This window comes from Pseudomonas sp. WS 5011 (genome assembly GCF_012985775.1).
GTDB lineage: Bacteria > Pseudomonadota > Gammaproteobacteria > Pseudomonadales > Pseudomonadaceae > Aquipseudomonas > Aquipseudomonas peli.
This window is the reverse complement of the sequence record NZ_JAAQXA010000005.1, coordinates 216,967-243,675: the sequence shown is the minus strand read 5'-3', so window position 1 is coordinate 243,675 and position 26,709 is coordinate 216,967. Positions and strand designations below refer to the sequence as shown.

Below are 26,709 nucleotides of genomic sequence, written 5' to 3'. Positions count from 1 at the left end.
GGACAATGTCCGGGCCTTTTTTATTACAACCGCTTAGGTGTTGAGGCTTAGAGCAGTGGCAGTGTGTAGCTGACGATCAGGCGGTTTTCGTCGAGATCGTTGGCAAAGTTCGAACGCACAGTCGCATTGCGCCAACGAACGCCGAGGTTCTTCAAAGCCCCTTCCTGGAACACATACATCAGCTCGGTGTTGCGTTCCCATTCCTTACCCTCGGAACGGTTGGCGGCCAGCTCAACGTTGTCACCGGTCAGGTAACGGGTCATGAACGTCAGGCCCGGAATGCCGATGCTGGCAAAGTTGAAGTCATACCGCGCCTGCCAGGACTGCTCGTCCTTGTTGGCAAAGTCACTGATTTGTACATAGTTGACCAAGAACGGATCGGTACTGGTAGCCAGGTAGGCAAAGCCAGTGTCACCACTCATCTTCTGGTAGCCCAAGCCAAAGCTGTGACCATCGATGCCGTACGTAATCATGGCGCCCAACGCCTTATTGTCGACGTTGCTACGACCGTCATCGGTGGAGCGGGCGTAACGCAAGTCGGTTTTCAGGGTTTGCTTGTCTGCCAAGGGCAGGACATGGACCAGGTTGAAGGAATTCTGCTTATACAAATCCTCCAGGTTGGAATAGTAATAGGCGCCAGTCAGATTCTGAGTGAGCTTATAAGTGCCACCGAGAAACGTGAACGAGTCAGTGCTGTTGCCGCCTGTTACGTTAATCCCACGCCTGCCGCCACTGGTGATGGACAGGTCTTCGAAATCACCTGAGTTGCGGTTGTTAACTTCACGCACATAGCCGCCGTCCAGAATAAGGCCATCAATTTCCTGGGAAATCAGCTGACCACCTTTAAAAACTTGCGGTGTCAGGCGGCTGTCGCTGGACGCAATCGCCATGTTTTTATATTGCATATCGCCAACCCGCAGGGTGGTTTTGGAAACTTTCACCTTGCCAGCCACAGCCAGATCGGACGAATAGTCCTGTGAGCCATTGGAGGATTTGTCTGGTGTCAGCAGATTGCTGCCGGCGGTGCCGTCACCTGAGTCGAGTTTGAAGCCGAGCATGCCGATAGCGTCGAGGCCAAAACCCACAGTGCCTTCGGTGTAGCCCGACTCGGCGCGCAGAATAAAACCTTGTGCCCACTCTTCGCTCTTGGCCTGACTAGGTGTCGGGTTTGATGACTGACGGAAATCACGATTGAAGTAGAAATTACGAGCTTCAAGGGTCGCTTTGCTGTCCTTGATAAACTCTGCCTGGGCCAGCGATGGCAGGGTGAGGCAGGTGCCCAGTGTGGCGAATGCCACAGCGCGAGCGAGGGGGGATTGAGTCATTATTGTTAGCTCCTCGTGTGTGCGGGTCGGCTTGTGGCCGATCTGATACAGCGAGGCGCAATAAAGCATGGGGGCTTAGGCTTGGCTTTTAGACTTTGGTCTGCTCGGGCGCGCTCTGTGTGGGTGCAGCGTCCAACTGTCTCCGCTGCAATCGCTCTAGCCGGCTGAATGCGCCGTTGATCGGTTTATCCGCAATCAGGCTAAAGTTTCATCCCGCACGGCCGCCAACCAGTCAGATACACCGCCCAGGTACTTTGCCATGAACCCTCTGGCCGCAAATTTATCCTCTGCTTCACGTCCTACCTCCGCCACTGCTCAGCCGGTTGTGCGCAATGCTGCTGACGCGCAGGCGACACTGGCCAACCGTTTGGCTGAACGCCTTGGGCTTGAGCCGGGTGCATTGGCCGGCAAGGCCAATGATTACACCCCGGAGAAAGTCGCCGGGCGTATTCTCGGTTTTATCGAGCAGCGCCTGCAAAGCGAGCAGGCGGCTGGTGCCGACCCCAGCAAGCTCAAGGGATTGCTTGAGCAGGCCCGCAGTGGCGTGGAAAAGGGCTTTGCCGAAGCGCGCAAGATTCTCGACGGCATGGGCGTGCTGCAAGGCAAGGTGGCGAGCGATATCGACGACACTTACCAGAAAATCCAGGACGGTTTCAGCGACCTGGATAAACGCTTTAATCCGGATGCGGCCCTGGTTGAGGGCTCAACCAATATCGCCGCTTACAGCGAGCGGTTTGCCGCGCAAGCGGAAACCTTCGATATGGAAGTGACCACCCGTGATGGTGATCGCCTGCGGATTTCCATCGCCCAGGCTTCGGCCAACTGGTCGCAGAGTGGCGTTGTTGCCAGCAGCAATGGTAACGGCAGCTCAGTAGTTGCCAGTAGCCAATCCGGCAGCCTACAGATCGGTGCCTGGCAAGTCAGCGTCGAAGGCGAGCTGGATGATGAAGAACGCGCCGCACTGGAAAAACTCTTCGGCCAGGTCCAGGACCTCTCCAACAAGTTCTATGCCGGCGATCTGTCCGGTGCCTTCGACCGCGCCATGGCGCTGGACATGGATGGCGAACAGTTAGCGTCGATGTCCCTGCGCCTGACCCAAACCACTGTGCGTCAGGCAACCGATGCCTACAGCGCCGTGGCGCAAGACGGCGGCCAGGCAGCCAGCGCAGTGAACAGTTCGCTGATTGACTACGCCCAGGGCCTGCTCGACGCATTGCGCAGCGCCAATCAGGTGGCTGAAGAAGGCACCGCTAAAACCAGCTTGCTGGATATGCTCAAAGGCGGCTTCTCGCTGGATGAGCGTTTTGACAGCGGTCGCCTGGACAAGGCCGAGCAGCTCAACAGCCGCTTGCTCGACGGCCTGCAGAACCTGCTCACCCCCGCCCTAGACAGCAGCAAGTCCACGGACGCCTGAGCCGGGGGCAGTGCTAAACTGCACCTCCATTAGCCAGTGGAGGCGCGCAGATGCTCCCGGAATGCCAATTATTCGGTACGCTCGGCTGCCACCTGTGTGAGGTGGCCGAGGCGTTGCTGATGCCTTTTGTCGAGCATGGCCTGTTGGTCGAGCTGGTCGATATCGCTGAGCAGGAGCATTGGGTTGAGGACTATGGTCTGCGCATTCCAGTGCTGCGCCGTATTGATACCGGTGCTGAGTTGAACTGGCCGTTCGAGGCTGAACAGATCGTTGAATTCTTGCGTAATAGTCATGATTAGTGCGTTGGCACGGATGGCATTTTTACAGGACACATACGCATGAGCATCGTGCTGGGTGACGCACTGTCACTGCTATTATTCCGCCTGCACAGCGGCCGTCTATTGGGTATTAATCTCCTGAAAGTGCAGGAAATCATTCCTTGCCCGGCGCTGACCAAACTGCCCAGTCGTCATCCTCATGTCCGTGGCGTTGCCACCTTGCGTGGCTCGGCGCTAACGGTGATTGATCTGGGCAAGGCGATCGGCGAGCAAGGCGTGCAGGGCAATGATGACGGCTGTCTGATCGTGACGGAGCTCAGTCGCTCTCGGCAGGGCCTGCACGTGCAGAGCGTCGAGCGCATCGTGCAGTGCTACACCCGTGACGTTCGTCCGCCGCCGGCCGCGTCCGGCAGCAAAGCCTTTATCACCGGCGTGACGCAGATCGACGGCAAGATTGTGCAGATCCTCGATATTGAAAAAGTCCTGCACGAACTCGCGCCGATGAGTATTGAGGAGTTGGATGATCAGCTGTTATCCGAGCGTGAGCGCGAGCTGCTTAAGGGGCGTCGTGTACTGGTGGTGGATGACTCCCACGTCGCGTTACAGCAGACCATGATTACCCTGCGCAAGCTGGAGCTGGATTGCCAAATGGTGCGCAGCGCCGCCGAAGCGCTGGAGTTACTGCAGCGTCAATTCGATGCCGGCGAGCCTATCGAGGTGTTGGTGTCGGATATCGAAATGCCGGAAATGGATGGCTATGACTTGGTGCGCACGCTGCGTAAAAAGCCGGATATCGGCCAGCTCTATGTGCTGCTGCACACCTCGCTCGACAGCACCATGAACACTGAAAAAGCCGAGGCAGTGGGCGCCAATGCGGTGTTGACCAAGTTCTCCACAGTGGACCTGAGCAAGGCCCTGGTGCATGCGTTCGAAAGCTTGCAATAGCTTTTCTCCAGACATAAAAAAGCCCGCAATTAAGCGGGCTTTTTTATGTGATCTGGTCGGAGAGACAGGATTCGAACCTGCGACCTTCTCGTCCCGAACGAGACGCGCTACCAAGCTGCGCTACACTCCGAATGGGTCGAAATTTTACTGAGAAAGTTTTACCGCACAAGGGCTTAGGTTTTAATTTTTTCTATTGGCCAAGCGTTTTGAATATATCGATCAGAGCCCAGGCGCTGGGCAAGTAGTACGTGGCAACGCCTGGGTTATCGGCTTACAGCTCTTTGACGGTACGCACTTGATCCTTGTTGACCTTGGCGCGTTTGCCATCGAGTTGTTCGAACTCGTAGAAGCCCGAATCCTCATCAAAATTCGGCTCGTCGATGGTCTGAATTTCGCGGCCATCATTGAGGGTGATTACCGTTGGCGACGCGCAACCAGTCAGCGCGACCAGGCCCAAGGTAAGCAGCAATGCTGGAATAATCCGCTGAGACATGGGTTTCTCCTTGATTGGATAGATGTTTTTACCCTGCTTGTGACGAAACTTTGCCGGTCAAGTTCCCTTACCGGTGTTTATCCGCGTGTCGTCAGCAAGTCGGGCGTGTTGAAGTTGGCCAAGCGAGGGTCACCGAGTGGGCACTCCACTGTAAATGGATCAAGGCTGCGCAACCAGCGTTGCGGGCTGCGTTCGCCGGCTTGCCAGGCCTGCTCCAGGTCAGCATGCAGTGCACGGGGAATGACGCTGAACAGCGGTTCGAGAAGCTCGCCCTGACGCACTACCACTGCGCGCTCACCGGCCAGGTTCAGTAGCGCCTCAAGCAGCGGTCTGTCGAGTTGCGGGGCATCACACGGCAGGATCAATACATTCGCCTGGCGTGCGGCGCGCAGGCCGGCGCGAATGCCTGCGAGAGGGCCTTGGAAGTCCGCCTCGTCATCACTTACCAAGCGATCCGCGAAGGGTGCATAGCGCTCGGCGTTGCGGTTGCAGGAGATAAGCAGGTCATCGGTTAGTGGCCGCACCAGCTCGTTCAGCCAAGCAATGAGCGGACGGCCTTGCCAGTCGAGCAGGCCCTTGTCGGCACCGCCCATGCGTTGCCCACGGCCGCCCGCAAGCAGCAAAACAGAACAGCGGGGCAGGGTCATGGGAGCGGGCATGCGCAGTCTCCGAAAGCGGGCCTGTGATATAACGGCGGGCATTATCGCCCATAACTGGAAGCCTGCCATGAACCACAAGGCCGAGGCACATTTCGTGCCCTTGAATATCGCGGTGTTGACCGTCAGCGACACCCGCAGCCTGGAAACTGACACCTCCGGCCAACTGTTTGTCGACCGCCTGCAGGCCGCCGGCCATCAGCTCGCCGCCCGGGTTTTGCTCAAAGACGATCTGTACAAGATTCGCGCCCAGGTCGCCACCTGGATTGCCGAGGATCAGGTGCAGGTGGTGCTGATTACCGGCGGTACCGGCTTCACCGGCCGCGACAGCACCCCGGAAGCGGTGAGCTGTTTGCTGGATAAACAGGTCGATGGTTTTGGTGAGCTGTTCCGGCAGATTTCTGTGCCGGATATCGGCACCTCCACCATTCAGTCCCGCGCTCTGGCAGGCCTGGCCAATGGCACCCTGGTGTGCTGCCTGCCGGGCTCGACCAATGCCTGCCGTACTGCCTGGGATGGCATCCTGGGTGAGCAGCTGGATAACCGCCACCGCCCATGCAATTTCGTTCCGCACCTCAAATCGGTGGCCGCCTGCGAGAGCCGTGGATGAGCTGCTGTGACAAGCCGGGATTGATGCCCGTTGAGGCGGCGCTGGCGCGGTTGCTGGGGCAGGCCGAGGCCAGCGCGATTGTTGAATGCGAGCGGGTCAAGCTGAGCGATGCCGCAGGCCGGGTATTGGCCGAGCCATTGCTGGCCGAGTTAGATCTGCCGCCCTGGGACAACAGCGCCATGGACGGGTACGCCCTGCGCTTGGCCGATTGGAATGGCGAGCCGCTGGTCGTCAGCCAACGCATTCAGGCCGGCAGTGCACCGCAGCCGTTGCTGCCCGGCACCTGTGCGCGGATTTTTACCGGCGCGCCGCTGCCAGCCGGCGCTGATACTGTGGAAATGCAGGAAAACGCCGTGCTCGGCGAGGATGGCCGCGTCGCCTTTAGCGAGCCGCTCAAGCTCGGGCAGAACGTGCGGGCCCAGGGCCAGGAAACCCGTGTTGGCGATAGCGTTCTACCCGCCGGCACGCGTCTAGGTCCGATTGAGCTGGGTTTGGCGGCGTCCTTGGGTTGCGCTGAATTGAATGTGCGCCGCCGACCTCGGGTGGCGGTGCTGTCCACGGGGGATGAGCTGGTCGAACCGGGTCAGCCGCTTGGGCCCGGGCAAATCTACAACAGCAATCGCCGCGTGCTGATCGCTTGGCTGCAGCGACTGGGCTGCGAAGTTGTGGATGGTGGCATTCTGCTCGATGACCTGGAGCAGACCCGCGCAGCGCTAGCTGCGTTGAGTGATGTTGACCTGATTCTTTCCACCGGCGGTGTGTCGGTGGGCGAGGCGGATTTCCTTGGCATGGCCCTGCGCGAAGATGGCGAGCTGGCGCTGTGGAAGTTGGCAATTAAACCGGGAAAACCGCTGACCTGCGGGCAGTTTCGCGGCGTACCGGTGATCGGCCTGCCGGGAAATCCGGCCTCGACCCTGGTGACTTTCGGCCTGCTCGCGCGGCCTTATCTGCTGCGCCGATTAGGTGTGCAGCGGGTCGAACCGCTGGGCTTTCCGATGCCGGCGGGTTTCACCTGGAGCAAGCCGGGCAATCGCCGCGAATACCTGCGCGCGCGTCTGGAAAACGGACGCGTGGTGCCTTATCCAAATCAAAGCTCCGGGGTGTTACGCAGCGCTGCCTGGGCTGAGGGTTTTGCAGAAGTGCTGGAGGGCACCACGCTAGCCGAGGGCGACAGCCTGAGGTTTATTCCGCTCAGCGAGATCCTCGGTTAGGCCCGCGTAGTTGCTGCCTCCTTGTGGTGGATGGCGCTTCACCTATCCACCAAGGTAGTCAGCTATTGCGCCGGCTCTCGCGAAATTCGCCTGGGGTCTGCCCGGTCCAGGTCTTGAAGCTGCGGTGGAACGAGCGCGACTCGGTAAACCCCAGATAGCTGGCGATATCCTGAATCGCTAGGTCGCTGCGCAGCAGGTAATGCTCGGCCAGTTCCTGGCGCAGTTCATCGAGAATCTGCTGATAGCTGGTGCCGGCCAGTTGCAGATGACGCTGCAGGGTGCGCACCGTCATGTTGAATTTCTCCGCCACGCGTTCCTTACGTGGCAGGCCATCCTTGAGCAGCAGGCGCAGGGCGTTTTTTACCCGCTGCGGCAGTGGCTCATTGTCGTCCAGCCCGGCCATCAAGGTCAGGGCGTGTTCTTCCAGGGTGCGCAGCAGGTTGGCGTCGGCTTGGCGCAGCGGCACGGCGAGATATTCCAGCGGCACGATCAGCGCATTGCAGCTTTGCTCGAAGCGGATAGGGCAGCCGAAAATCGTCTGGTACTCGGCACTATCGGCGCCCTCGGGCAGGGCGTGCTCAAACCACACCTCCCGTGGCGAGCTATCTGAGTCGGAGATCCAGCGCGCATACAGCAACCACGAAGCCAGTACGTTTTCCACCATGTGCCGGCGGATCGGCTCAGCCTGATGGCGACATGTCCAGATCAGGCGAACGTGATCTGCGCCGGCCTCGACCCGGCTGACACCCATGTCCCCCACCAGTTTCTCGTAAGGCACGATGCGGCTCATGGCCTCACCGAGGGTTGCACAGTTCATGGTGATATAGCCCAGCACGCTCCACGAACCCGGCTGCACAAAGCGCGCGCAGTGCAGGCCAAACAGCGGGTCAGCCGACACCTTGAGCAAGTGATCGAGCAGGCGCTCATGGGTTTCACTGGGGATGCGTTTGCTGTTGTCGGCCAGGTCCTCGGTTTTGATGCCGGCGGCCGCCAACGCTTGGTCGATATCCAGGCCCAATTGCTCGGCGTGGCGCAGGTACTTGAGCAGGGAAGGGACAGAGGTATAACCGAGGTTTTCCATGAACTGTTCTTATTCTGAATGTCTTGATTGGCGATATCGCCTGGCTCGATACGACAGTGACGCCTTGAAAAGGCCAGCTAGTATAGGCAGCCATCGAGGGTGACTGAAATATCCGGGAGATACAGATGCGACGTTGGAACGGCTGGGGTGATGACGCAACAGTGGTGGAACTGCCGGCCCATGGCGAGGCTTTTCTTGCCGAACTGGTCGGCTCGGGTCAGTTGCTGGCCGATGCCAGCCTGGAGCAGGTTCTGGCGCAGGTGCCGGCCTCGCGTCTGCAGGCCCATCCGCTGATTTGCCTGAATGCCGAAGACCGCGTGCGTCACGCCCGCGGCCAGAGCCTGCCGGACTGGCTGGCGATGCGTTCCGGCGATTTTGGCGTGTTTCCCGATGGCGTGGCCTACCCGGAAAGCGCTGCGCAGGTCCGCGAGTTGCTGGCCTGGGCCAGCCAGCACGACCTGATCGTCATTCCTTACGGCGGTGGCACCTCGGTGGCCGGTCATATCAACCCACAGGCCAGCAACAAACCGGTGCTGACCCTGTCGCTGGCGCGCATGAGTAAGCTGATCGAGATCGACCACGACAGCCTGATTGCCACCTTCGGCCCTGGCGCCAATGGTCCGCAAGTGGAAAGCCAGCTGCGTGCGCAGGGCTACACCTTGGGTCATTTTCCGCAGTCGTGGGAGCTGTCGACTTTGGGTGGCTGGGTCGCCAGCCGTTCCAGCGGGCAGCAATCGCTGCGCTACGGGCGCATTGAGCAATTGTTTGCCGGCGGTAAGGTCGAGACCTTCGCCGGCACCCTGGAGATTCCGACTTTCCCGGCCTCTGCCGCGGGGCCTGATCTGCGCGAAATCCTCATGGGTTCGGAAGGGCGCTTCGGCATCATCTCCGAGGTCAAGGTACGCATCACCCGCCTGGCCGAGCAGGAAAATTTCTACGCGGTATTTTTGCCTAACTGGCAGCAAGCGCTGAGCGCCATTCGCAGCCTGGCCCAGGCGCGTGTGCCGCTGTCGATGCTGCGTCTGTCCAACGCCATTGAAACCAAAACCCAGCTGGCCCTGGCCGGCCATCCGCAGCAAATCGGCTGGTTGGAGAAATACCTGGCCCTGCGCGGCGCCCGCGAGGGCAAGTGCATGCTGACCTTCGGCGTTACCGGCAGCCGTACGCAGAATGCCGCCTCGCTGAAGCAGGCGAAGAAGTTGCTGAAGAGCTTTGGTGGCGTATTTACCGGCACCTTGCTGGGCAAGAAATGGGCAGAAAACCGCTTCCGTTTCCCCTACTTGCGCCACGGCCTGTGGGCCGCTGGCTATGCGGTGGACACCCTGGAAACCGCCACCGACTGGAGCAATGTCGACAACCTGCTGAACAAGGTCGAAACCAGCCTGCGCACTGGCCTGAGTGAAGAGGGCGAGCAGGTGCATGTGTTTACCCACCTTTCCCACGTCTACAACGAAGGCTCGAGCATCTACACCACTTATGTATTCCGCCCAGGTGCGAACTACGCCGAGGCCATGGCGCGCTGGCAGAAGCTCAAGCATGCCGCCAGCCTGACCATCGCTGAGAACCGCGGCACCATCAGTCATCAGCACGGTGTCGGCCGCGATCATGCGCCTTACCTGCCGGTGGAGAAGGGCGAGCTGGGTATGGCCACGCTCAAGGCGCTGGCTGGGCATTTTGACCCTGAACAGCGCCTGGCACCTGGCGTGTTGCTGCAGGATTGATGATGAGCCAGTGGAACGCCGTCTGGCGTGAACAGGCACTGCCTGAGCTGGCTGCACGCGACTGGGACCTGATCGTCGTCGGCGGCGGCATCAGCGGTGCCGGGATTCTGCGTGAAGCGGCGCGGCGCGGTTGGAAATGCCTGCTGCTGGAGCAGCGCGACTTTGCCTGGGGCACCTCCAGCCGCTCCTCGAAGATGGTGCATGGGGGATTGCGCTATATCGCCAAGGGCCAGTTCGGCCTGACCCGCGATTCGGTGCGCGAGCGCGAGCGCTTGCTGCAGGAAGCGCCGGGGTTGGTCGACCCCTTGAGTTTTATCATGGCGCATTACCAGGGCGGCTTTCCCGGCCCGCGAGTGTTCGGCGGGCTGCTGGCGGTGTACGACGCCCTGGCCGGCAAGCGCAATCACCTGTACTACCCGTTGCAGCAACTGCGTTATCTGGCCCCAGGTCTGAAAGAAGACGGCCTGCTCGGTGGTACGCGCTTCTTTGATGCGGTCACCGATGATGCGCGCCTGGTACAGCGCGTGCTGGGTGAGGCCCGTGCCGACGGCGGCGAAGCGCTCAATGGCATGCGCGTGGTCGAGTTACGGCGCGAAGATGGGCGTGTCACTGGCCTGCTCGCCGAAGACAGCGAAAGCGGCCAGCAGTATCGCTTCAAGACCCGCGCGGTGGCGCAGGCCACAGGTGCTTGGGCCGATCAGCTGCGGCAGAAAACCGGGCTGGAGCATATCCGTCCGCTGCGCGGCAGCCACCTGCTGGTGCCGGCCTGGCGCCTTCCCGTGGCACATGCGTTTAGCTTTATGCATGCGGCGGACAAGCGCCCGGTGTTTGTCTTCCCCTGGGAAGGCGCGACGGTGATTGGCACCACCGACCTGGATCACCTGGCACCATTGGCCGAAGAAGCGCGAATCAGCCCGGATGAAGTGGACTACCTGCTGGCCGCCTGTGGCCAGCAGTTTCCTGCTGCCGCGATCAACGCGGCGGATGTGCTGTCGACCTGGGCCGGGGTGCGCCCGGTGGTCACGGATGGCAGTGAAGGGCGCAAACCTTCGGATGAAAAACGCGAACATGCGCTGTGGGTTGAGCCCGGTTGCGTGACCCTGGCCGGCGGCAAGCTGACCACTTTCCGCCTGTTGGCGCTGGAAGTGCTGCAGGCTTGCGCGCCGATGGTTGGCCGTACGCTGGATGATCAGGGCGCTGCGACCTTTGCTGTCGTACCGCAGCAGCCGATGCCGCAGTTAAGCCCGGCTCAGCAGAAGCGCCTGGTTGGTCGTTATGGTCGGGCGCTGCCGCGAGTACTGGCGTTGCTCGATGAACTGGGTGTCGAGCAGGTGGCCGGCACGGATACGCTGTGGGCCGAACTGGCCTGGGCGGCCGAACAGGAGCTGGTGCTGCACCTGGATGATCTGCTGCTGCGCCGCACCCGTTTGGGCCTGTTGTTGGCGTGCGGCGCGGCGGCCGAACTGCCGCGAATCCGTGTGCTGTGTCAGGCCCGCCTGGGGTGGGACGACGCGCGCTGGCAAGAGGAAGAACAGGCGTATCGGCAACTCTGGCAGCGCTGCTACAGCCTGCCGGCGGAAGATGGATCACGAGGAAGGACGGCGTCTTGAGCGAGAAAAGTTATCTGCTGGCCATCGACAATGGCACCCAGAGCATTCGGGCGCTGTTGTTTGATCTTCAGGGCAATCTGCTCGCCAAGGGCAAGGTGGAGCTTGAGGCTTATTACTCCAAGCAACCCGGCTGGGCCGAGCAGGATCCGGAATACTACTGGGCCAGTCTCGGTGAAGCCTGCGCACAGCTGTGGCAGCAAGTGGATATCGACCGTAGCCTGATCAAGGGTGTGTCACTCACCACCCAGCGTGGCACCCTGATCAATGTTGACTCGCAAGGCCAACCGCTGAGACCCGCGATGCTATGGCTCGATCAGCGTCAGGCCAAGGTCGAAGGGCGGATCACCGGGCCTTGGGGGTGGCTGTTCAAGATCGCTGGGGTGCAAGCCACGGTGGATTACTTCCGCGCCCAGGCCGAGGTTAACTGGATCGTCCAGAACCAGCCGGACATCTGGGCCAAGACGTACAAGGTGCTGCTGCTTTCAGGGTTTCTTACTCACCGGCTGTGCGGCCAGTTTGTCGACTCGCTGACCAGTTGCGTGGCTTATCTGCCATTCGACTACAAACGCCTGCAGTGGGCCAAACCCGGCGACTGGAAATGGCAGGCCATGCCGGTGCGCCGTGAGCAGTTGTCGGAATTACGCAAGCCGGGCGAGTTGCTTGGCCATATCACGGCGGCGGCCAGCCGGCATACCGGGATTCCTGAAGGCCTGCCGCTGATTGCAGCGGGTGCCGACAAGGCCTGTGAGGTGCTCGGCGCCGGTGGCGTGGAGCCGAGCACGGCGTGCCTGTCCTATGGCACTACGGCGACCATCAACACCACGCGCAGTAATTACCTGGAAACCATTCCGCTGATCCCGCCATACCCGTCGGCGATTCCCGATCACTTCAACACCGAGGTGATGATTTATCGCGGTTTCTGGATGGTCAGTTGGTTCAAGCAGGAGTTTGGCCTGCGTGAGATGCAGCGGGCCAAGGAGTTGGGCGTAGAGCCTGAGGCGCTGTTCGATGAGTTGGTCAACAGCGTGCCGGCTGGCTCCATGGGCCTGATGCTGCAACCCTACTGGTCACCGGGCATCCGCGAACCGGGGCTGGAGGCCAAAGGCTCGATCATCGGCTTTGGCGACGTGCACACCCGCGCGCACATCTACCGGGCAATTCTTGAAGGCTTGGCTTATGCCCTGCGCCAGGGCAAGGAGAAGATCGAGAAGCGTTCGGGCACGCGCATCACCCGCCTACGCGTTTCTGGTGGTGGTTCACAGAGCGATGCGGCGATGCAGCTGACGGCCGATATCTTCGGCCTGCCTGCCGAGCGTCCGCATCTGTATGAAACCAGCGGCCTGGGTGCGGCGATCAATTGCGCGGTGGGGCTGGGTCTGCACCCAGATTACCCAGCAGCGATCAAAGCCATGACCCGGGTCGGTGATGTGTTCACACCCAATCCAGAGGCGCAGCGCACCTATCAGCAGTTGTACACCCAGGTTTATCAGCGCATGTACAAGCAGCTGAAGCCGCTGTATCAGACCATTCGCAAGATTACTGGGTATCCGGCGTAAAGCCGCTTAGCGGCGCACAGGTTCTGCTGCGCCGCTAAGCCATCTCTGCTGGTTATGCCACATCCACCAGGATGATTTCGCTGTCTTCGATGGCCGTTACGCGGATCACTTCTACATCGCTGACTGCCACACCATCACGAGCCTGGGCGCTGACGCCGTTGACTTCAATGCTGCCGCTGGCGGCCACCAGATAAGCCTTGCGAGAAGCACCAATCGGATACTCGGTGCTCTGCCCGGCTTGCAGGGTGGCTGCGGCCATCCGCGCATTGGTACGGATCGACAGGGCATCCTGATCTTCGGCAAAGCCGCTGGCCAGGGTGACGAAGGTGCCGGCGCGCTCACCTTTGGGGAACGGCTTGGCGCCCCAGGACGGCGGTAGGCCCGACTGGTTGGGTTGAATCCAGATCTGGAAGATCTTGGTGGTGGTGTCTTCCAGGTTGTATTCGCTGTGGGCAATCCCGGTGCCGGCGCTCATCACTTGCACATCACCGGCTTCGGTACGGCCATGGTTACCCAAGTTGTCCTTGTGGGTGATGGCCCCTTGGCGTACATAGGTGATGATTTCCATATCGCGGTGCGGATGGGTCGGAAAGCCGGTGTGCGGCGCGATTTCATCATCGTTCCAGACCCGCAGTGGTCCCCAGCTCATGCGCGCCGGGTCATAGTATTCGGCAAAGGAAAAATGATGGCGGGCATTCAGCCAACCGTGATGGGCACCGCCGAGCTCGGCGAAGGGGCGTACGTCGATCATCTGCATATCCTCATTTAAGGAGCACCGGCTTTCAGCGGCGGTGTTCATTGGCGATGTAAGGATGATCCAATAAATCAATACGATTAAAAATGCGTAAATATTGAGCTTAATAATCTATTTAGCTGATGTTTATTTCGTCACCAGCCGGCTGGTGCAACCTCATGCCCTGTTGCTGAATCTTTGTGTTGAAACGTGAAAGGATGCTGTGAATGCAAGAACGTAAAGCGCTGCTGATTCTGCATGGTAAGCAAGCTCTCAATGCCGAGGTGCGCGCTGCGGTGCAGGCGCGTCGTGAAGAGGGCTGGCAAGTGGATGTGCGGGTCACCTGGGAGGGTGGCGATGCACAGCGTCTGGTCAACGAGGCGTTGCAGGCGGGCTACCCAACCCTTATTGCCGGCGGTGGTGATGGCACTCTGCGTGACGTGGCTGAAGCTATGGCGTTGGCAAAAACCAAGGCCAGTCTGGCGCTGTTGCCGTTGGGTACAGCCAATGATTTTGCGCGTGCGGCCGGTATTCCGCTCGAGCCACTGGCTGCGTTGAGCTTGTTGGATATACCGGCGCAGCCGATCGATCTGGGCGAAGTGGATGGTCAGGTGTTCCTGAATATGGCCACGGGCGGTTTTGGCTCTAACGTCACCGCCAACACGTCTGAAGACCTCAAACGCATGCTCGGCGGTGCGGCTTATTTTTTGACGGGCTTGACCCGTTTTGCCGAAGTGCAATCGTCGTTTGGCCGCTTTACCGGACCGGATTTTCAGTGGGAAGGCGAGTTTCTCGCACTCGGCATCGGCAATGGTCGGCAGGCCGGCGGTGGGCATGTGCTATGCCCGCAGGCGCGAGTCAACGATGGTTTGTTGGATGTCTGCATCGTGCCGGCGGCAGCGGATGTGGTAGGCACCCTCGGTACGCTGCTGTCTGGCGGAATCAATGGCCTGCAGAGTGTAGCCCTCAGCGCACGGCTGCCTTGGCTGGAAGTCGAAGCCCCCGAAGGCCTGGATCTCAACCTTGACGGTGAGCCGATGGAAAGCCGCAAACTGCGGTTCGCGGCCAGGCCGAAGGCGTTACGTGTGCATTTGCCGGAAGACTCGCCGCTGCTGGTTGAATAAGTCGAGCGGCTTCTGCCGCCTGACTGGCCTACTCGCCGCGCTTATCGCATGATGGCGCTGCGCCATCTGCCTTCAGATGCACGGCAGATGGCCGATACACCTGGGTATGGCTATTTGAGCTAGGCTAGATCGATAAGTGAACAGGAGCGCATGATGGCCGGCATTCTCGACTCAGTGAACCAACGCACCCAGCTGGTGGGTGAGAACCGCTTGGAAATTCTCATGTTCCGCCTGGCGGGTCGGCAACTGTTTGCGATCAACGTCTTCAAGGTGCAGGAAGTCCTGCAAATGCCCAAGCTGACCCTGATGCCGCAGCGCCATCGTTTTGTCTGTGGGGTGGTCAACCTGCGTGGGCAGACGTTGCCAGTGATCGATCTGTCCCAGGCCATCGGCATGCGCCCGATTGTGCCGGATGAGCGCAGCACCATTATCGTCACTGAGTACAACCGCTCGGTGCAGGCTTTTCTGGTCGGTGGGGTTGAACGCATCCTCAACCTCAATTGGGAATCCATCCTGCCGCCACCCGGTGGCGCCGGGCGTCAGCATTACCTGACCGCCATCACCAAGGTTGAAGACCAGATCGTCGAAGTGATCGACGTGGAAAAAGTCTTGGCGGAAATTAGCCCGATGAGCACCAAGGTCTCCCCGGAAAAGCTCGCCGATCCGTTACTGGAGCATGCCAAAGGACGCGAAGTGCTGCTGGTGGATGACTCCAACGTGGCCATGAGCCAGCTCAAGGGCACCATGGCGCAATTGGATATCCGTTGCCATGCCGCCAGCGATGGCTTGCGTGCCCTTAACCTGCTGAAGAGCTGGGCTGATGCCGGCGTCGATGTGCATGAAAAGCTGCTGATGGTGATCACCGATGCGGAAATGCCGGAGATGGACGGCTACCGCCTGACCACCGAAATTCGCAACGATTCACGTCTCAAGGACTTGTACGTGGTGTTGCACACCTCGTTGTCAGGCAGTTTCAACGAGGCCATGGTTAAGAAGGTCGGCTGCGACAACTTCCTCTCCAAGTTTCAGCCGGACAAATTGGTGGATGTGGTGCACCAGCGTTTGGCCCTGTTGCACCCCGAGGAATAAGCCTGACGCGGGCGTCAGGCTGGCATGCACCTTCTGTTTATTCGCTTAGCCGCTGGCGCAGGTGTTCAATGCGCTCGCGGTTAACGTCGAAATCCGCGTAGCCCAGGCGCGATGCCGAGCGCACATCCACTCCGGCCGCACCGATCATAAATTCCACATCATCGACAAAGCGCATCAGCTTGCTGCTGAATTCGGCGCGCAAATACCCCGGAGCCTCCTCCACCACGCTCACGCGTGGCTCTGCACTGAGTAGCGCCTTGAGGCGTGCCTGGGTTTCTGCGGCGGTACCTTGCAGTGGCAGCGGTTCAATGGCATGTCGCGCATCGCTGGCCTGGCTGTTTACGCAGTTCGGTGAGTCTGGGCAGGCGCTCAGTTGTCCATCATGGATGCCCAGGTTATCCGGCGCAGTACCGCTGCAAGCGCTTAGCAACACCAGTAGCGGCAGGGCCAAAGCAGGCTTGTAGGTACGTCGGGTTGCTCGTATAAGTGCGTTTTGCCAAACGGAAGCTGGACTCATGTTGCATCTCTCCGGGTTGTACCGTTATCCACTGAAGTCGGCGGCGGGCGAAGCCCTGCGCGAAACGATGTTGGACGCTTTGGGCGTACAGGGTGATCGTCGCTGGATGGTAGTCGATGCTGAATCCGGGCGCTTCCTTACGCAACGCCTGCTGGCGCAGATGACTCAGTTGCAGGCGCGCTGGCTGGGTAGCACGCACCTGCAACTGAGTGCACCGGGCATGGCTGATCTGCAGGTAGCGGTGCCGGATGACAGTGCGCTGCTGCGCGGTGTGACCATCTGGCGCGACAGCTTGCAAGTGCCCGATGCCGGTGATCAGGCGGCGCATTGGCTTAGCCAATTGCTTGGCCGTGCCTGCCGCCTGGTTCAGGTCTCAGAACCGCGGGCGCGGCAGGTCGATACGGCGTATGCCGAGGCGGGCGACAAGGTGGCGTTTGCCGATGGCTTTCCTCTACTACTGATCGGTCAGGCGTCGTTGGATGACCTCTCGGCGCGCGTCGGTCGACCGTTGCCGATGCTGCGTTTTCGCCCGAACCTGGTGGTCAGTGGCAGTGAGCCCTATGCCGAAGACAGTTGGAAGCGCATCCGTATTGGTGAGCTGGAGTTTCGGGTGGTCAAGGGCTGCTCGCGCTGCATCATGACCACCCTCGACCCGCAGACGGGCGAGCGCAGCGCCGATCGCGAACCGCTGGCTACCCTGAAAACCTACCGTGAGCGTGAAGGCGAGGTGTATTTCGGGCAGAACCTGATCGCCTGTGGCGAAGGGCAGCTGCGTCTGGATATGCCGGTGCAGGTATTGGAGTAAACAGCGCTGCACGCTCAACCGTTGCAGTTGAGCGTGCCTATTAAGCTGTTACTGGTCGAAGTAACGCTCGTGCCAGGCTACCAGTGGCTGCGGTGCGTTGAGCTTCTCGCCGTAGATCACCGAGTAGGACAGCACGTTCTGTACGTACTGGCGGGTTTCATCAAACGGGATGTTCTCGATCCACACGTCATACGACAGATGATCCGCGCCGCGCAGCCACTGGCGCACGCGCCCTGGGCCGGCGTTGTAGGCCGCAGAGGCGAGAACGCGGTTGCCGTTGAACTGGCCGTAGATCTGGCTCAAATAGGCCGCACCCAGTTGGATATTGACTTCCGGACGGTAGGCCAGCTGTGGCGATGACAGCGGAATGCCAAAACGTTTGGCGGTTTCCTTGGCGGTGGCGGGCATCAGCTGCATCAAACCCATGGCGCCGACATGGGATTTGGCATCGGCCATAAAGGCGCTTTCCTGGCGGGTGACGGCAAATACCCAGCTGGAATGGATGTCGCGGTTTTTCGCTTCACGCACCAGGTGTTCGCGGTGCGCCATGGGGAAGCGTACGTCCAAATCGTCCCAATACTGTGCCTGGCTGATGGTGCGGATGGCCGGGAAGTACCAGCCCATCTCATAGGCCAGGCGCGCCTGGGCAACCATCTCATCGCGGCTGAATAAGCGGCTGACGTTGTACCACTCGCGGCGGCCATCGGCGACCTGACCACGGGCGTGGAACTCCAGGGCACGGCGAATCGCTGCCGAATTACGCACCTTCTGGATGGTCTGTGGGCTCAGGGTCAGTGGCTTATTGTTCAGTTGATAGGGCGCCTGCACCTGGTCGGCGGCCATAAAGCCGTAGAAGTCTCGTTCCTTGGCCAGTGCCTGGTACAGCGCTTTCGGTTCTTGGCTGTTGGGCTGCGCCAGTTGCAGGCTGCGCGCCTGCCAGTAACGCCAGCGGTTGGTGTTACCCAGTTCCGCAGGCATCCGGCGCGTCAGCTGGTTGGCCTCATCCCAGCGGCCCAGGCGCAGCAGTAGGCGGGCGCGCCATTCGCTGACGGTGTTATCACGCAGCTCGGGGTCGTACTTGGCCATGACCTGTAGAGCGCGGGAGTCGAAGCGCTTGGCCAGAGTCAGGCCGATTTCGCGGGCAATAGCCACCTGCTCGTCGCTGGAGAACTTCATCCGTTGGGCGTAGCCATCGAGCAGCTTGAGTGCGCTTTCCGGGTCCTGGCGGGCCAGGCGGCGCAGGCCGAGGCCTACTACATCGGCCATGGCCGGGTCGGTCTGGGTAAAGCGCGAGGTCTGCTTCAGCAACTCAGGCTTCTGCGCCACTTCTAGCAGGCGCTGGCCCTGGTTGCCCAAGGTTGGCATCGTCTTGATCAGGTGGGTGACCAGGCCGTAGTTACGCGCTTCGGCTGCCAGCTTGGCGCGCTGCCAACGCTTCTGATCGGTGAGTTGGCCTTCTGCGGCCCACATTGCGAACAGCGGGTCGCAGGCGTTGGGCTGTGATTTGCCCACCAGCCAGAGTTTCTCGGCGGTGGCGTTGCCTTCGGCGCGCATGCCGTGGCTCAGCTGGTACTGGCCATACAGGCAGTCAAGCTCAGTGAAATTGAGCTTCGGGTCGTAGTAATTAATGAAGGTTTGCCACTCGCCACGTTCAGCCAGCCAGCGCAGCCAGCGCAGCTTCATCCAGCTGATTTGCGGCAGATCGCCATGTTCGGCGAGGAATTTCTCGATTTCGTCATTGCTGGCCCACTTCAGCCGGGCGGTCAGCTCGTCATACGCCAGGTAAGGCTCCAGCGGGTAATCATGTAGAGCACTGGCATAGCGCTGGTAAGGGCCTTTGTCGCCTTTGGCCAGTGCAGCTTTGGCTTGATCGTAATATTGACGTTGTTGCGTCAGGGTAGCGGCCTGCGCTGCAGAGACGCTCAAGGTGGAAACCAACAGGCAGGACAGCAAGCTGAACAGGGGACCGCGCATGACACTTCCAGGCAAATAGTGCGTATGGCCCTAGCTTAGTCGTTTGCCTATGGGCGGTGAAGGTGCAATGCGTTTCAACGCGTAATTGATGACGCTCACCGCTGTTTTAGCCTGGGCAAGCGTGCTAGAGGGCTTGGCGCCAGGTGCGCCAGGAATCGCAGCGGAATTTACTGCGTGCACCGTTGAAATTGCCTGCTTGGTCGATGCGCTTCTCGGTTAGAATGCGCGCCCTGTTTTGTGGGTGCTTCCGGCAGCCATAGATGATTTTTTGGGTGTTTCAGGTTGCCGCTGTGCCCTGGATGCAACGAAGCCCGTTGCTCGGTTGCGGTTAAACCGGCTTTCACCCGTCGTTTTTTGTTGAGGCGTGCCATGACCCTGCTCAAGTTCACCGATATTTCCCTGGCTTACGGCGCAATGCCGCTCTTGGACAAGGTGTCTTGGCAGATCGCCCGTGGCGAGCGGGTGTGCATCATCGGCCGCAACGGCACCGGCAAGTCGAGCATGATGAAGCTGGTAAAGGGCGACCAGAAGGCGGATGACGGCGCTGTTTGGCGTGCACCCGGGCTGAAAATTGGTGAGTTACCGCAGGAATTGCCGGTGGCTGACGATCGCACCGTATTTGATGTGGTCGCTCAGGGTCTGGACGGCGTGGGCGAGTTACTTGCGCAGTACCACCACCTGGCGCAGAACTGTGTCACCGAAGCCGATCTGGACAAGTTGATGCATGTGCAGCAAGACCTCGAAGCCCGTGACGGCTGGCGCTTGCAGCAACTGGTCGATAGCACCTTGAGCCGCTTGCAGCTGCCGGCTGACAAGACGCTGGCCGAGCTCTCTGGCGGCTGGCGTCGCCGCGTCCTGCTGGCTCAAGCGTTGGTCTCCGAGCCCGATCTGCTGCTGCTCGATGAGCCAACCAACCACCTGGATATCGGCGCGATTGCCTGGCTGGAAGAAGCCTTGGCAGATTTCCAGGGCGCAGTCCTGTTTATCACCCACGACCGTTCTTTCCTACAGAACCTGGCTACACGCATCCTTGAATTGGACCGTGGCGGCCTGATCGATTGGAACGGCGACTACGCGAGCTTTCTGGTGCACAAGGAAGCCGCATTGGCCGCTGAAGAGACGGCCAACGCGCTGTTCGACAAGCGCCTGGCCCAGGAAGAGGTGTGGATTCGCCAAGGCATCAAGGCCCGCCGCACCCGTAACGAAGGCCGTGTACGCGCCCTCAAAGCACTGCGCGTAGAGCGCAGCGAGCGCCGTGAGCGCACCGGCAAGGCCAATATCCAGCTGGAAACCGCCGAGAAATCCGGCAAGCAGGTGATGGTGCTGGAAAACGTCAGTTTTGCGCATCCAGGTGGTCCGTTCCTGATCAAGGACTTTTCCATGGTGCTGCAGCGCGGCGACCGCATCGGTCTGCTCGGCGCCAACGGCACCGGTAAAACCACTTTGCTCAAGCTGATGCTCGGCGGCTTGCAGCCCACCAGCGGTGAAGTGGCCGAAGGCACGCGCATTGATGTGGCTTATTTTGACCAATTGCGTCACCAGCTTGACCTGGAAAAGACCGTGATCGACAACGTCGCCGAAGGCCGCGACTTTATCGAGATCGACGGGCAGAACCGCCATGTACTGAGCTACCTGGGCGACTTCTTGTTCAGCCCGCAGCGTGCGCGCACGCCGGTCAAAGCGTTGTCCGGTGGTGAGCGGGCACGTCTCTTGCTCGCCAAGCTGTTCAGCAAACCGGCCAACTTGCTGGTGCTGGACGAACCGACCAACGACCTCGATGTGGAAACCCTGGAGTTGCTTGAGGAAGTGTTGCTGACCTTCCCAGGCACCGTGCTGATGGTCAGTCACGATCGGGCCTTTCTCGACAACGTGGTAACCAGCACCCTGGTGTTTGAGGGTGAAGGGCTGGTGCGCGAATACGTGGGTGGCTATCAGGACTGGCTGCGGCAGGGCGGTTCGCCGCGCTTGCTTGGCGTCGGAGAGAGTAAAGCCGGTAAGCCTGAACTAGCCTCAGCAGTGGTCCCGGCACCCGTTGCGGCGGAGCCTGTTGTGGCCGAGGTGAGCAAGAAAAAACTCAGCTATAAGCTGCAGCGCGAGCTCGAAGCCATCCCAGGGCAGATTGATCTGCTGGAAGGCCAGGTTGCCAGCTTGCAGGAGCAGATCGGCTCGCCGAGCTTCTATCAGCAGCCGGCAGAAAAAACCGCCGAAGTGTTGGCGAAGCTGCAGGCCGTGCAGCTGGAACTGGAGCAATTGGTCGAGCGTTGGGCTGAGCTGGAAGGCTAACCCACCGTATTAGGAAACGTGCTCAAACAGGATTTTGAGACTTCTGGCGGAGACAGTCATGGCCATCGAGTACCGCATCACTCTCGACGACAATCATCAGTTCAGCTATAGGATCGAGCTGAACCGAGTCTATGAAGTAGAGGTTGCGCAAAGCGCACCAGCCTGGACACGCCTGGAGTATCAGCAGTGCAGTAACTGCCCCTTGAGTAAGGATAACTTCAGTCACTGTCCTGCTGCTGTTGACCTGCATCGGGTTATCGAGGATTTCCAAGGGCTGCCGGCGTTCAAGAAAGTAGCGGTGTGGGTACGCACGCCCGAACGCGAGTACAACAAGCAGGTGGGGTTGGAAGAGGGCTTGCGTGCACTGCTCGGGGTGATCATGGCCACCAGTGCCTGTCCAGTGCTGGGTAAGCTCAAGCCCATGGCGCAACACCATCTGCCGTTTGCCAATAGCCAAGAGTTCATTTTGCGCACGGTGTCGTTGTACCTGACGCAGCAGTATTTCAACCTGCGTGAAGGACGTGCTGCGGATTGGGAGTTGAAAGGGCTGGTGCGGATGTTCCAGCAGTTGCAGCTGGTGAATCAGGCGTTCTGGCAGCGTATTCATGCCACCTGCGAGGGTGATTCCAACCTCAAGGCGTTCCTCACCTTCTTCTCCATGGCCTCGAGCATGACCTATTCGCTGGAAACCCAGCTGCAGAAGATTCGCCCATTGGTCATGAGCTCACCCGATAGCGGTGAATAACGCAGCCGCGTTATTCACCCATCGCTCGCTTTATTCGGCTTTTTTCAGGCGTACGGCCAGTACATCGCAAGGTGCGCCGTGCAGTACGTCATTGGCCGTCGAGCCCAGTAGCAACGCCAGACCATGACGGCCGTGGCTGCCGACGACGATCAGGTCGCATTGCTGTTCTTCCGCCAGGCGATGAATTTCCTGGCGCGGTTGGCCGTAGGCCAGATGGCGATGCTCGGCGCTCAAGTCGGGATACTTGCCGGAAAATTTGTCCAGGCGCTCGCGGGCCTGGTCGAACTGTTGCTGTTGCAGCATCGATAGGTCCATTGGTACATCGCCACCAAAGGCCATGGCCATGGGCTCGACGATATGCACCACAGACAATGCGGCCCCGCTGCTGGCGGCCAGTTTCAGCGCGCGGTGCATCACCGGGTCGCATTCCTCGGTCAGGTCGACGGCGACCAGAATGTGCTGGTAGGGCATGGGGTAACTCTCCTTGCAAGTGGATCAATGCTTTTAGTATGGCCGTCCTGAGCGCTGATGACAGGCTTTTGCCGGTGAGATAACGATATGAGTCCCTGGTTTTTGCTTTTGCTCCTGGCTTTTTTGCTCAGCCCGCTGGCCTGGCTGGTGCCCTCGCGCCATCAGCGTGGGCAGATGGATGTGCGTCTGCAGGCGCGGCGTATGGGCGTGGCAATGCAGTTGTCGCGCCAGGAATGGCCGCATTGGCTTTTGCGTCAGCCGCCGCACGCCTGCCCGCAATACCACCGGGCGCGCAAGCGCGGCCAAGTTGATAGTTGGTGCTACTGGCAGATGGAGCCGGGGCGGTGGGTGAATAAATGGCGCGAACCTTGTGCCGATCAAGCCCTGCTGGCGCAATTGCAGACCTTGCCGGCGGATGCGTTCAAGGTTGAGGCGACCGATCAGATGCTGTCGGTCTGCTGGGGAGAGCGGGGTGCTGGCGAGGCGCTGGAGGCAATTGTCGCGTTTCTCCAGGCCAAAGCCTGAATAAAAGAAGGCCCAGTGCGAACACTGGGGCGGAGTACGGCCAGGCAGGCCGGTAAAACGAATGCGTATGGCGGCGGTCGTAATTAGAGGTTGGCGGCCGCGTACTGGCCGGAAATCTGCTCAATGCCTTGAATGATGGTGTTGGAGTACTTGTTAACCAGAAATGGCACGCTGTTCTCGTTGTAGTTGATCAGCGACTTTTCAATATAGCGCCATTTGGTGGCCACACTTTCCCAGGATTGCTTGAGCTGCGGTGTGTTCTTTGGGTCCTTCTCCAGTGCCGCCATCTTGCTGGCGAACTCACTGACCAGCTCCTCAATCGGTCGTGCATCGCCGCCGCCCATAAAGGTAGCGCCCACAGAGGCGCTGCGTGAGGCGTAATCCACTGCAATGCCCTGCATCAGAATGCTTTGCTCGCGGCTGCGTTGGGTCAGTGTCGGCACGCTGTAGCTGCCTTCCTGCTGGATCTTGGTGTACAGCTCTTGGCTGAGAGCCATCAATTGCTGGTTGCGACCCGCCAGGTCAGCCACCGGCTGCAGGTCGGTATAGCCTTGGCTTTTCAGTGCGTTGATCAGGTTGTCGAGATCAATTTGGTAACCCTTCCACTGCTGGTCGAGCTGCGAGCGCAGTGCTTTTGAGCCTTCACCTGGCATGTCGGCCAGCGCCGTCATATGGTTGTTCACTTCGCTCAGCGAGTCGTTGATCATGCGTGCGTAGCGTTGATCGCCTTCCATGCCGTTAAACATGTAAAAGTCACCAAGCGATTTTTGCGCAGCCAGGCGTATCTGGTGCAATTTCAGCAAGCTGGTGGCGGCATCTGCAGCCTGGGTTGCGGCGCTGAAAAGGGGGAGGGTGATTGCGAGCAGGGTGCTCAAAGCAATGGCAAGCATGCGGCTCGACATGGGGAAACTCCGTGCGCCCTTGATTGGGCTCTAATTGTTTTTGTTTTGGCTACGGGCGGTCTAAAACGGCCGTATTGAGACGACTGTACCTGCAGCTAAATCATTTTGCTAGGTATGCGCTGGATCACACTTCTGTTCGCATAGTTGGAGAACTGCCGGCATATCGCTGCGGATAGCGGCGTTTTCGCTGCAGAGTAATCTGTGCGTCGGCAGATGCTGGAACGTAATTTTTTGTACGCCCGTGCAGTCACTACAGGCCAATTGACAAGTAGGGGCTTTTCCTTGAAGGTGTGCACACCCAAATCAAACGGGCGTATGAATTGAGCGTTTGCCTTCAAAGGCACCGCCTTTACAGCCCGATTATCGCGTCGGTGGGTGTGCCAGGCTGATTGGGGCTACTCTGAGACGGCTATGCCGTGGAGTAGCTTGCTGGTTGGCTCCGATGTGTACTGTTCAGCTTCCATACCGTGGAGATCAGTTGATGATTTACGAAGGTAAAGCCATCACGGTTAAGGCTCTTGAGAGTGGCATCGTCGAATTGAATTTCGACCTCAAGGGTGAATCCGTCAACAAATTCAACCGTCTTACCCTCAATGAACTGCGTCAATCTGTTGATGCGATCAAGGCCGATGGTTCGATCAAGGGCGTGATTGTCACCAGTGGCAAAGACGTATTTATCGTCGGCGCCGACATCACCGAGTTCGTCGACAACTTCAAGTTGCCGGATGAAGAGCTGGTGGCTGGCAACCTCGAAGCCAACAAGATCTTCAGTGATTTTGAAGACCTCAATGTTCCAACCGTGGTAGCGATCAATGGCATCGCCCTGGGCGGTGGTTTTGAGATGTGCCTGGCGGCGGATTACCGCGTCATGGCCGAAAGCGCCAAAGTTGGCCTGCCAGAAGTCAAACTGGGCATTTACCCAGGCTTCGGCGGCACCGTGCGTCTGCCACGCGTTATCGGTACCGATAACGCCGTTGAGTGGATTGCCGGTGGTAAAGAAAACAAAGCTGCTGACGCCCTGAAAATGGGTGCAGTGGATGCTGTGGTTGCCGCTGACAAGCTGCAAGCCGCTGCCCTGGACCTGATCAAGCGCGCCATCTCTGGCGAGCTGGACTACAAGGCCAAGCGTCAGCCGAAGCTGGAAAAGCTCAAGCTCAACGCGATTGAGCAGATGATGTGCTTTGAAACCGCCAAAGGTTTCGTTGCAGGTCAGGCTGGCCCGAACTACCCAGCGCCGGTTGAAGCGATCAAAACTATTCAGAAAGCCGCCAACTTCGGTCGCGACAAAGCGCTGGAAGTGGAAGCTGCTGGCTTCGTCAAACTGGCTAAAACCCCGGTTGCTGCCAGCCTGATCGGCCTGTTCCTGAACGATCAGGACCTGAAGAAGAAAGCCAAGCAGTACGACGAAATCGCCAAAGACGTGAAACTGGCTGCCGTACTCGGCGCCGGTATCATGGGTGGCGGTATCGCCTACCAGTCCGCTTCCAAGGGCACCCCGATCCTGATGAAGGATATCCGTGAAGAGGGTATCCAGATGGGTCTGGCCGAGGCTTCCAAGCTGCTCGGCGGTCGTGTTGCCAAAGGTCGTATGACCCCGGCGAAGATGGCTGAAGCCCTCACCGCTATTCGCCCGACCATGTCCTACGGCGACTTCGGCGCTGTCGACATCGTTGTCGAAGCCGTGGTTGAGAACCCGAAGGTCAAGCAGATCGTGCTGGCTGAAGTGGAAGGCGTGGTTAAAGAAGACGCCATCCTCGCGTCGAACACCTCGACCATTTCCATCAACTTGCTGGCCAAGGCCCTCAAGCGTCCGGAAAATTTCGTCGGCATGCACTTCTTCAACCCTGTGCACATGATGCCGCTGGTTGAAGTGATTCGTGGCGAGAAGTCCAGCGACGTAGCAGTGGCGACCACCGTTGCTTACGCCAAGAAAATGGGCAAGACCCCGGTTGTGGTCAACGACTGCCCAGGCTTCCTGGTTAACCGCGTGCTGTTCCCGTACTTCGGTGGTTTCTCCAAGCTGCTAGGTTTTGGCGTGGACTTCGTGCGTATCGACAAGGTCATGGAGAAGTTCGGCTGGCCAATGGGCCCTGCGTACCTGTCCGACGTAGTCGGTATCGACACCGGTCACCACGGCCGTGACGTAATGGCTGAAGGCTTCCCGGATCGCATGGCTGTTGAAGGTCGTACTGCGGTTGACGTGATGTATGAAGCAGATCGCCTGGGCCAGAAGAACGGCAAAGGTTTCTACGCCTACGAAATGGATAAGCGCGGCAAGCCGAAGAAGGTTTCTGATCCGGTTGCCTACGACCTGCTGAAGTCCATCGTGACCGAGCAGCGTGAAGTGACTGATGAAGACATCATCAACTTCATGATGATTCCTCTGTGCATGGAAACCGTGCGTTGCCTGGAAGACGGCATCGTTGATACCGCAGCTGAGGCCGATATGGGTCTGATCTACGGCATCGGCTTCCCTCCGTTCCGCGGTGGTGCACTGCGTTACATCGATACCGTCGGTGTAGCCGAGTTCGTTGCCCTGGCCGACAAATACGCCGAGCTGGGCGCGCTGTACACCCCGACTGCCAAGCTTCGCGAAATGGCCGCTAACGGCCAGAAGTTTTTCGGTTAATCGCGGACAGAC

Annotated in this window: 24 protein-coding genes and 1 tRNA gene; 15 read left to right on the top strand and 10 right to left on the bottom strand. The window is 59.5% G+C overall.

The genetic code is table 11. The features are described 5' to 3' along the window. Positions 1–47: 47 nt before the first annotated feature. Complete coding sequence (locus tag HBN63_RS08150; protein WP_170049056.1) at positions 48–1,325, bottom strand: OprD family porin; 1,278 nt, start codon at positions 1,323–1,325, stop codon at positions 48–50. A gap of 259 nt (positions 1,326–1,584) precedes the next feature. Here HBN63_RS08150 and HBN63_RS08145 point away from each other — a divergent pair, with 259 nt between their 5' ends. The 3 genes from HBN63_RS08145 to HBN63_RS08135 are packed head-to-tail and all read left to right on the top strand — an operon-like array spanning position 1,585 to position 3,962. Further along, on the top strand, positions 1,585–2,739 hold the full coding sequence (locus tag HBN63_RS08145; protein ID WP_170049055.1) for a DUF5610 domain-containing protein: 1,155 nt from the start codon (positions 1,585–1,587) through the stop codon (positions 2,737–2,739). Positions 2,740–2,789: 50 nt separating this feature from the next. Beyond that, the gene (locus tag HBN63_RS08140) at positions 2,790–3,038 is read left to right on the top strand and encodes a glutaredoxin family protein (protein WP_160084961.1); all 249 of its coding nucleotides are present in this window, start codon (positions 2,790–2,792) and stop codon (positions 3,036–3,038) included. Between the two features lie 39 nt (positions 3,039–3,077). Further along, positions 3,078–3,962, top strand: a complete 885-nt coding sequence (locus HBN63_RS08135) for a chemotaxis protein (protein WP_170049054.1) — start codon at positions 3,078–3,080, stop codon at positions 3,960–3,962. 53 nt (positions 3,963–4,015) lie between these two features. On the opposite strand, the gene HBN63_RS08130 is transcribed toward HBN63_RS08135, so the two are convergent. The 3 genes from HBN63_RS08130 to mobA form a co-directional block, all read right to left on the bottom strand. Beyond that, a tRNA-Pro gene (locus HBN63_RS08130) sits at positions 4,016–4,092 on the bottom strand. Positions 4,093–4,233: 141 nt separating this feature from the next. Continuing rightward, entirely contained in the window at positions 4,234–4,455 is a 222-nt protein-coding gene (locus HBN63_RS08125; RefSeq protein ID WP_160015517.1) for a YgdI/YgdR family lipoprotein, read from the bottom strand. Positions 4,456–4,532: 77 nt separating this feature from the next. Next, positions 4,533–5,114 (bottom strand): molybdenum cofactor guanylyltransferase MobA, encoded by a 582-nt coding sequence (gene mobA, locus HBN63_RS08120; RefSeq protein ID WP_170049053.1) that lies wholly within the window; start codon positions 5,112–5,114, stop codon positions 4,533–4,535. 67 nt (positions 5,115–5,181) lie between these two features. On the opposite strand from mobA, the gene moaB reads away from it, so the two are divergent. Continuing rightward, complete coding sequence (gene moaB / locus HBN63_RS08115) at positions 5,182–5,721, top strand: molybdenum cofactor biosynthesis protein B (RefSeq protein WP_090248092.1); 540 nt, start codon at positions 5,182–5,184, stop codon at positions 5,719–5,721. Beyond that, on the top strand, positions 5,718–6,932 hold the full coding sequence (gene glp, locus HBN63_RS08110; RefSeq protein ID WP_170049052.1) for a gephyrin-like molybdotransferase Glp: 1,215 nt from the start codon (positions 5,718–5,720) through the stop codon (positions 6,930–6,932). Before moaB ends, glp begins: the two co-directional genes overlap by 4 nt. Positions 6,933–6,990: 58 nt before the next feature. Here glp and HBN63_RS08105 read toward each other — a convergent pair whose 3' ends face one another. Next, positions 6,991–8,013 carry an AraC family transcriptional regulator gene (locus tag HBN63_RS08105; RefSeq protein WP_090248088.1) on the bottom strand — a complete coding sequence of 341 codons (1,023 nt, stop codon included), beginning with the start codon at positions 8,011–8,013 and terminating at the stop codon, positions 6,991–6,993. A 125-nt stretch (positions 8,014–8,138) separates the two neighbouring features. Here HBN63_RS08105 and HBN63_RS08100 point away from each other — a divergent pair, with 125 nt between their 5' ends. The 3 genes from HBN63_RS08100 to HBN63_RS08090 are packed head-to-tail and all read left to right on the top strand — an operon-like array spanning position 8,139 to position 12,900. Beyond that, positions 8,139–9,734, top strand: coding sequence for an FAD-binding oxidoreductase (locus HBN63_RS08100; protein ID WP_170049051.1), 1,596 nt, complete (start codon positions 8,139–8,141; stop codon positions 9,732–9,734). 2 nt (positions 9,735–9,736) lie between these two features. After that, complete coding sequence (locus HBN63_RS08095) at positions 9,737–11,344, top strand: glycerol-3-phosphate dehydrogenase/oxidase (RefSeq protein WP_170049050.1); 1,608 nt, start codon at positions 9,737–9,739, stop codon at positions 11,342–11,344. Continuing rightward, on the top strand, positions 11,341–12,900 hold the full coding sequence (locus HBN63_RS08090; RefSeq protein WP_170049049.1) for an FGGY-family carbohydrate kinase: 1,560 nt from the start codon (positions 11,341–11,343) through the stop codon (positions 12,898–12,900). The genes HBN63_RS08095 and HBN63_RS08090 overlap by 4 nt, the downstream gene beginning before the upstream one ends. 52 nt (positions 12,901–12,952) lie before the next feature. Here HBN63_RS08090 and HBN63_RS08085 read toward each other — a convergent pair whose 3' ends face one another. Further along, a complete protein-coding gene (locus HBN63_RS08085) occupies positions 12,953–13,651 on the bottom strand; it encodes a pirin family protein (RefSeq protein WP_170049048.1) in 699 nt (232 codons plus the stop codon). Positions 13,652–13,860: 209 nt separating this feature from the next. Here HBN63_RS08085 and yegS point away from each other — a divergent pair, with 209 nt between their 5' ends. Together yegS and HBN63_RS08075 are read left to right on the top strand one after the other, a co-directional pair. After that, the gene (yegS, locus tag HBN63_RS08080) at positions 13,861–14,757 is read left to right on the top strand and encodes a lipid kinase YegS (RefSeq protein WP_170049047.1); all 897 of its coding nucleotides are present in this window, start codon (positions 13,861–13,863) and stop codon (positions 14,755–14,757) included. A 153-nt stretch (positions 14,758–14,910) separates the two neighbouring features. Continuing rightward, the gene (locus HBN63_RS08075; RefSeq protein ID WP_090248080.1) at positions 14,911–15,846 is read left to right on the top strand and encodes a chemotaxis protein CheV; all 936 of its coding nucleotides are present in this window, start codon (positions 14,911–14,913) and stop codon (positions 15,844–15,846) included. 37 nt (positions 15,847–15,883) lie between these two features. Here the strand turns inward: HBN63_RS08075 and HBN63_RS08070 are convergent, their stop codons facing one another. Next, the gene (locus HBN63_RS08070) at positions 15,884–16,363 is read right to left on the bottom strand and encodes a DUF1499 domain-containing protein (RefSeq protein ID WP_170049046.1); all 480 of its coding nucleotides are present in this window, start codon (positions 16,361–16,363) and stop codon (positions 15,884–15,886) included. Here HBN63_RS08070 and HBN63_RS08065 point away from each other — a divergent pair. Beyond that, positions 16,362–17,168, top strand: coding sequence for an MOSC domain-containing protein (locus tag HBN63_RS08065; protein WP_170049045.1), 807 nt, complete (start codon positions 16,362–16,364; stop codon positions 17,166–17,168). The two genes, HBN63_RS08070 and HBN63_RS08065, sit on opposite strands and share 2 nt — an antisense overlap. 48 nt (positions 17,169–17,216) lie before the next feature. Here the strand turns inward: HBN63_RS08065 and HBN63_RS08060 are convergent, their stop codons facing one another. After that, positions 17,217–19,142 (bottom strand): transglycosylase SLT domain-containing protein, encoded by a 1,926-nt coding sequence (locus HBN63_RS08060; RefSeq protein ID WP_170049044.1) that lies wholly within the window; start codon positions 19,140–19,142, stop codon positions 17,217–17,219. 369 nt (positions 19,143–19,511) lie between these two features. On the opposite strand from HBN63_RS08060, the gene HBN63_RS08055 reads away from it, so the two are divergent. Further along, positions 19,512–21,425 (top strand): ATP-binding cassette domain-containing protein, encoded by a 1,914-nt coding sequence (locus HBN63_RS08055; RefSeq protein WP_160084945.1) that lies wholly within the window; start codon positions 19,512–19,514, stop codon positions 21,423–21,425. A gap of 58 nt (positions 21,426–21,483) precedes the next feature. Further along, positions 21,484–22,170, top strand: a complete 687-nt coding sequence (locus HBN63_RS08050; RefSeq protein ID WP_170049043.1) for a hypothetical protein — start codon at positions 21,484–21,486, stop codon at positions 22,168–22,170. A gap of 30 nt (positions 22,171–22,200) precedes the next feature. Here the strand turns inward: HBN63_RS08050 and HBN63_RS08045 are convergent, their stop codons facing one another. Beyond that, positions 22,201–22,641, bottom strand: coding sequence for a universal stress protein (locus HBN63_RS08045; protein ID WP_090248071.1), 441 nt, complete (start codon positions 22,639–22,641; stop codon positions 22,201–22,203). Positions 22,642–22,728: 87 nt separating this feature from the next. Between HBN63_RS08045 and HBN63_RS08040 the strand changes: the two genes are divergently transcribed. After that, positions 22,729–23,166: a hypothetical protein gene (locus HBN63_RS08040; RefSeq protein WP_170049042.1), complete on the top strand. Its 438-nt coding sequence runs from the start codon at positions 22,729–22,731 to the stop codon at positions 23,164–23,166. A gap of 83 nt (positions 23,167–23,249) precedes the next feature. On the opposite strand, the gene HBN63_RS08035 is transcribed toward HBN63_RS08040, so the two are convergent. Next, positions 23,250–24,068 carry a hypothetical protein gene (locus tag HBN63_RS08035; RefSeq protein ID WP_170049041.1) on the bottom strand — a complete coding sequence of 273 codons (819 nt, stop codon included), beginning with the start codon at positions 24,066–24,068 and terminating at the stop codon, positions 23,250–23,252. 481 nt (positions 24,069–24,549) lie between these two features. Here HBN63_RS08035 and fadB point away from each other — a divergent pair, with 481 nt between their 5' ends. Further along, complete coding sequence (gene fadB / locus HBN63_RS08030) at positions 24,550–26,697, top strand: fatty acid oxidation complex subunit alpha FadB (protein ID WP_090248067.1); 2,148 nt, start codon at positions 24,550–24,552, stop codon at positions 26,695–26,697. Positions 26,698–26,709 lie beyond the last annotated feature (12 nt).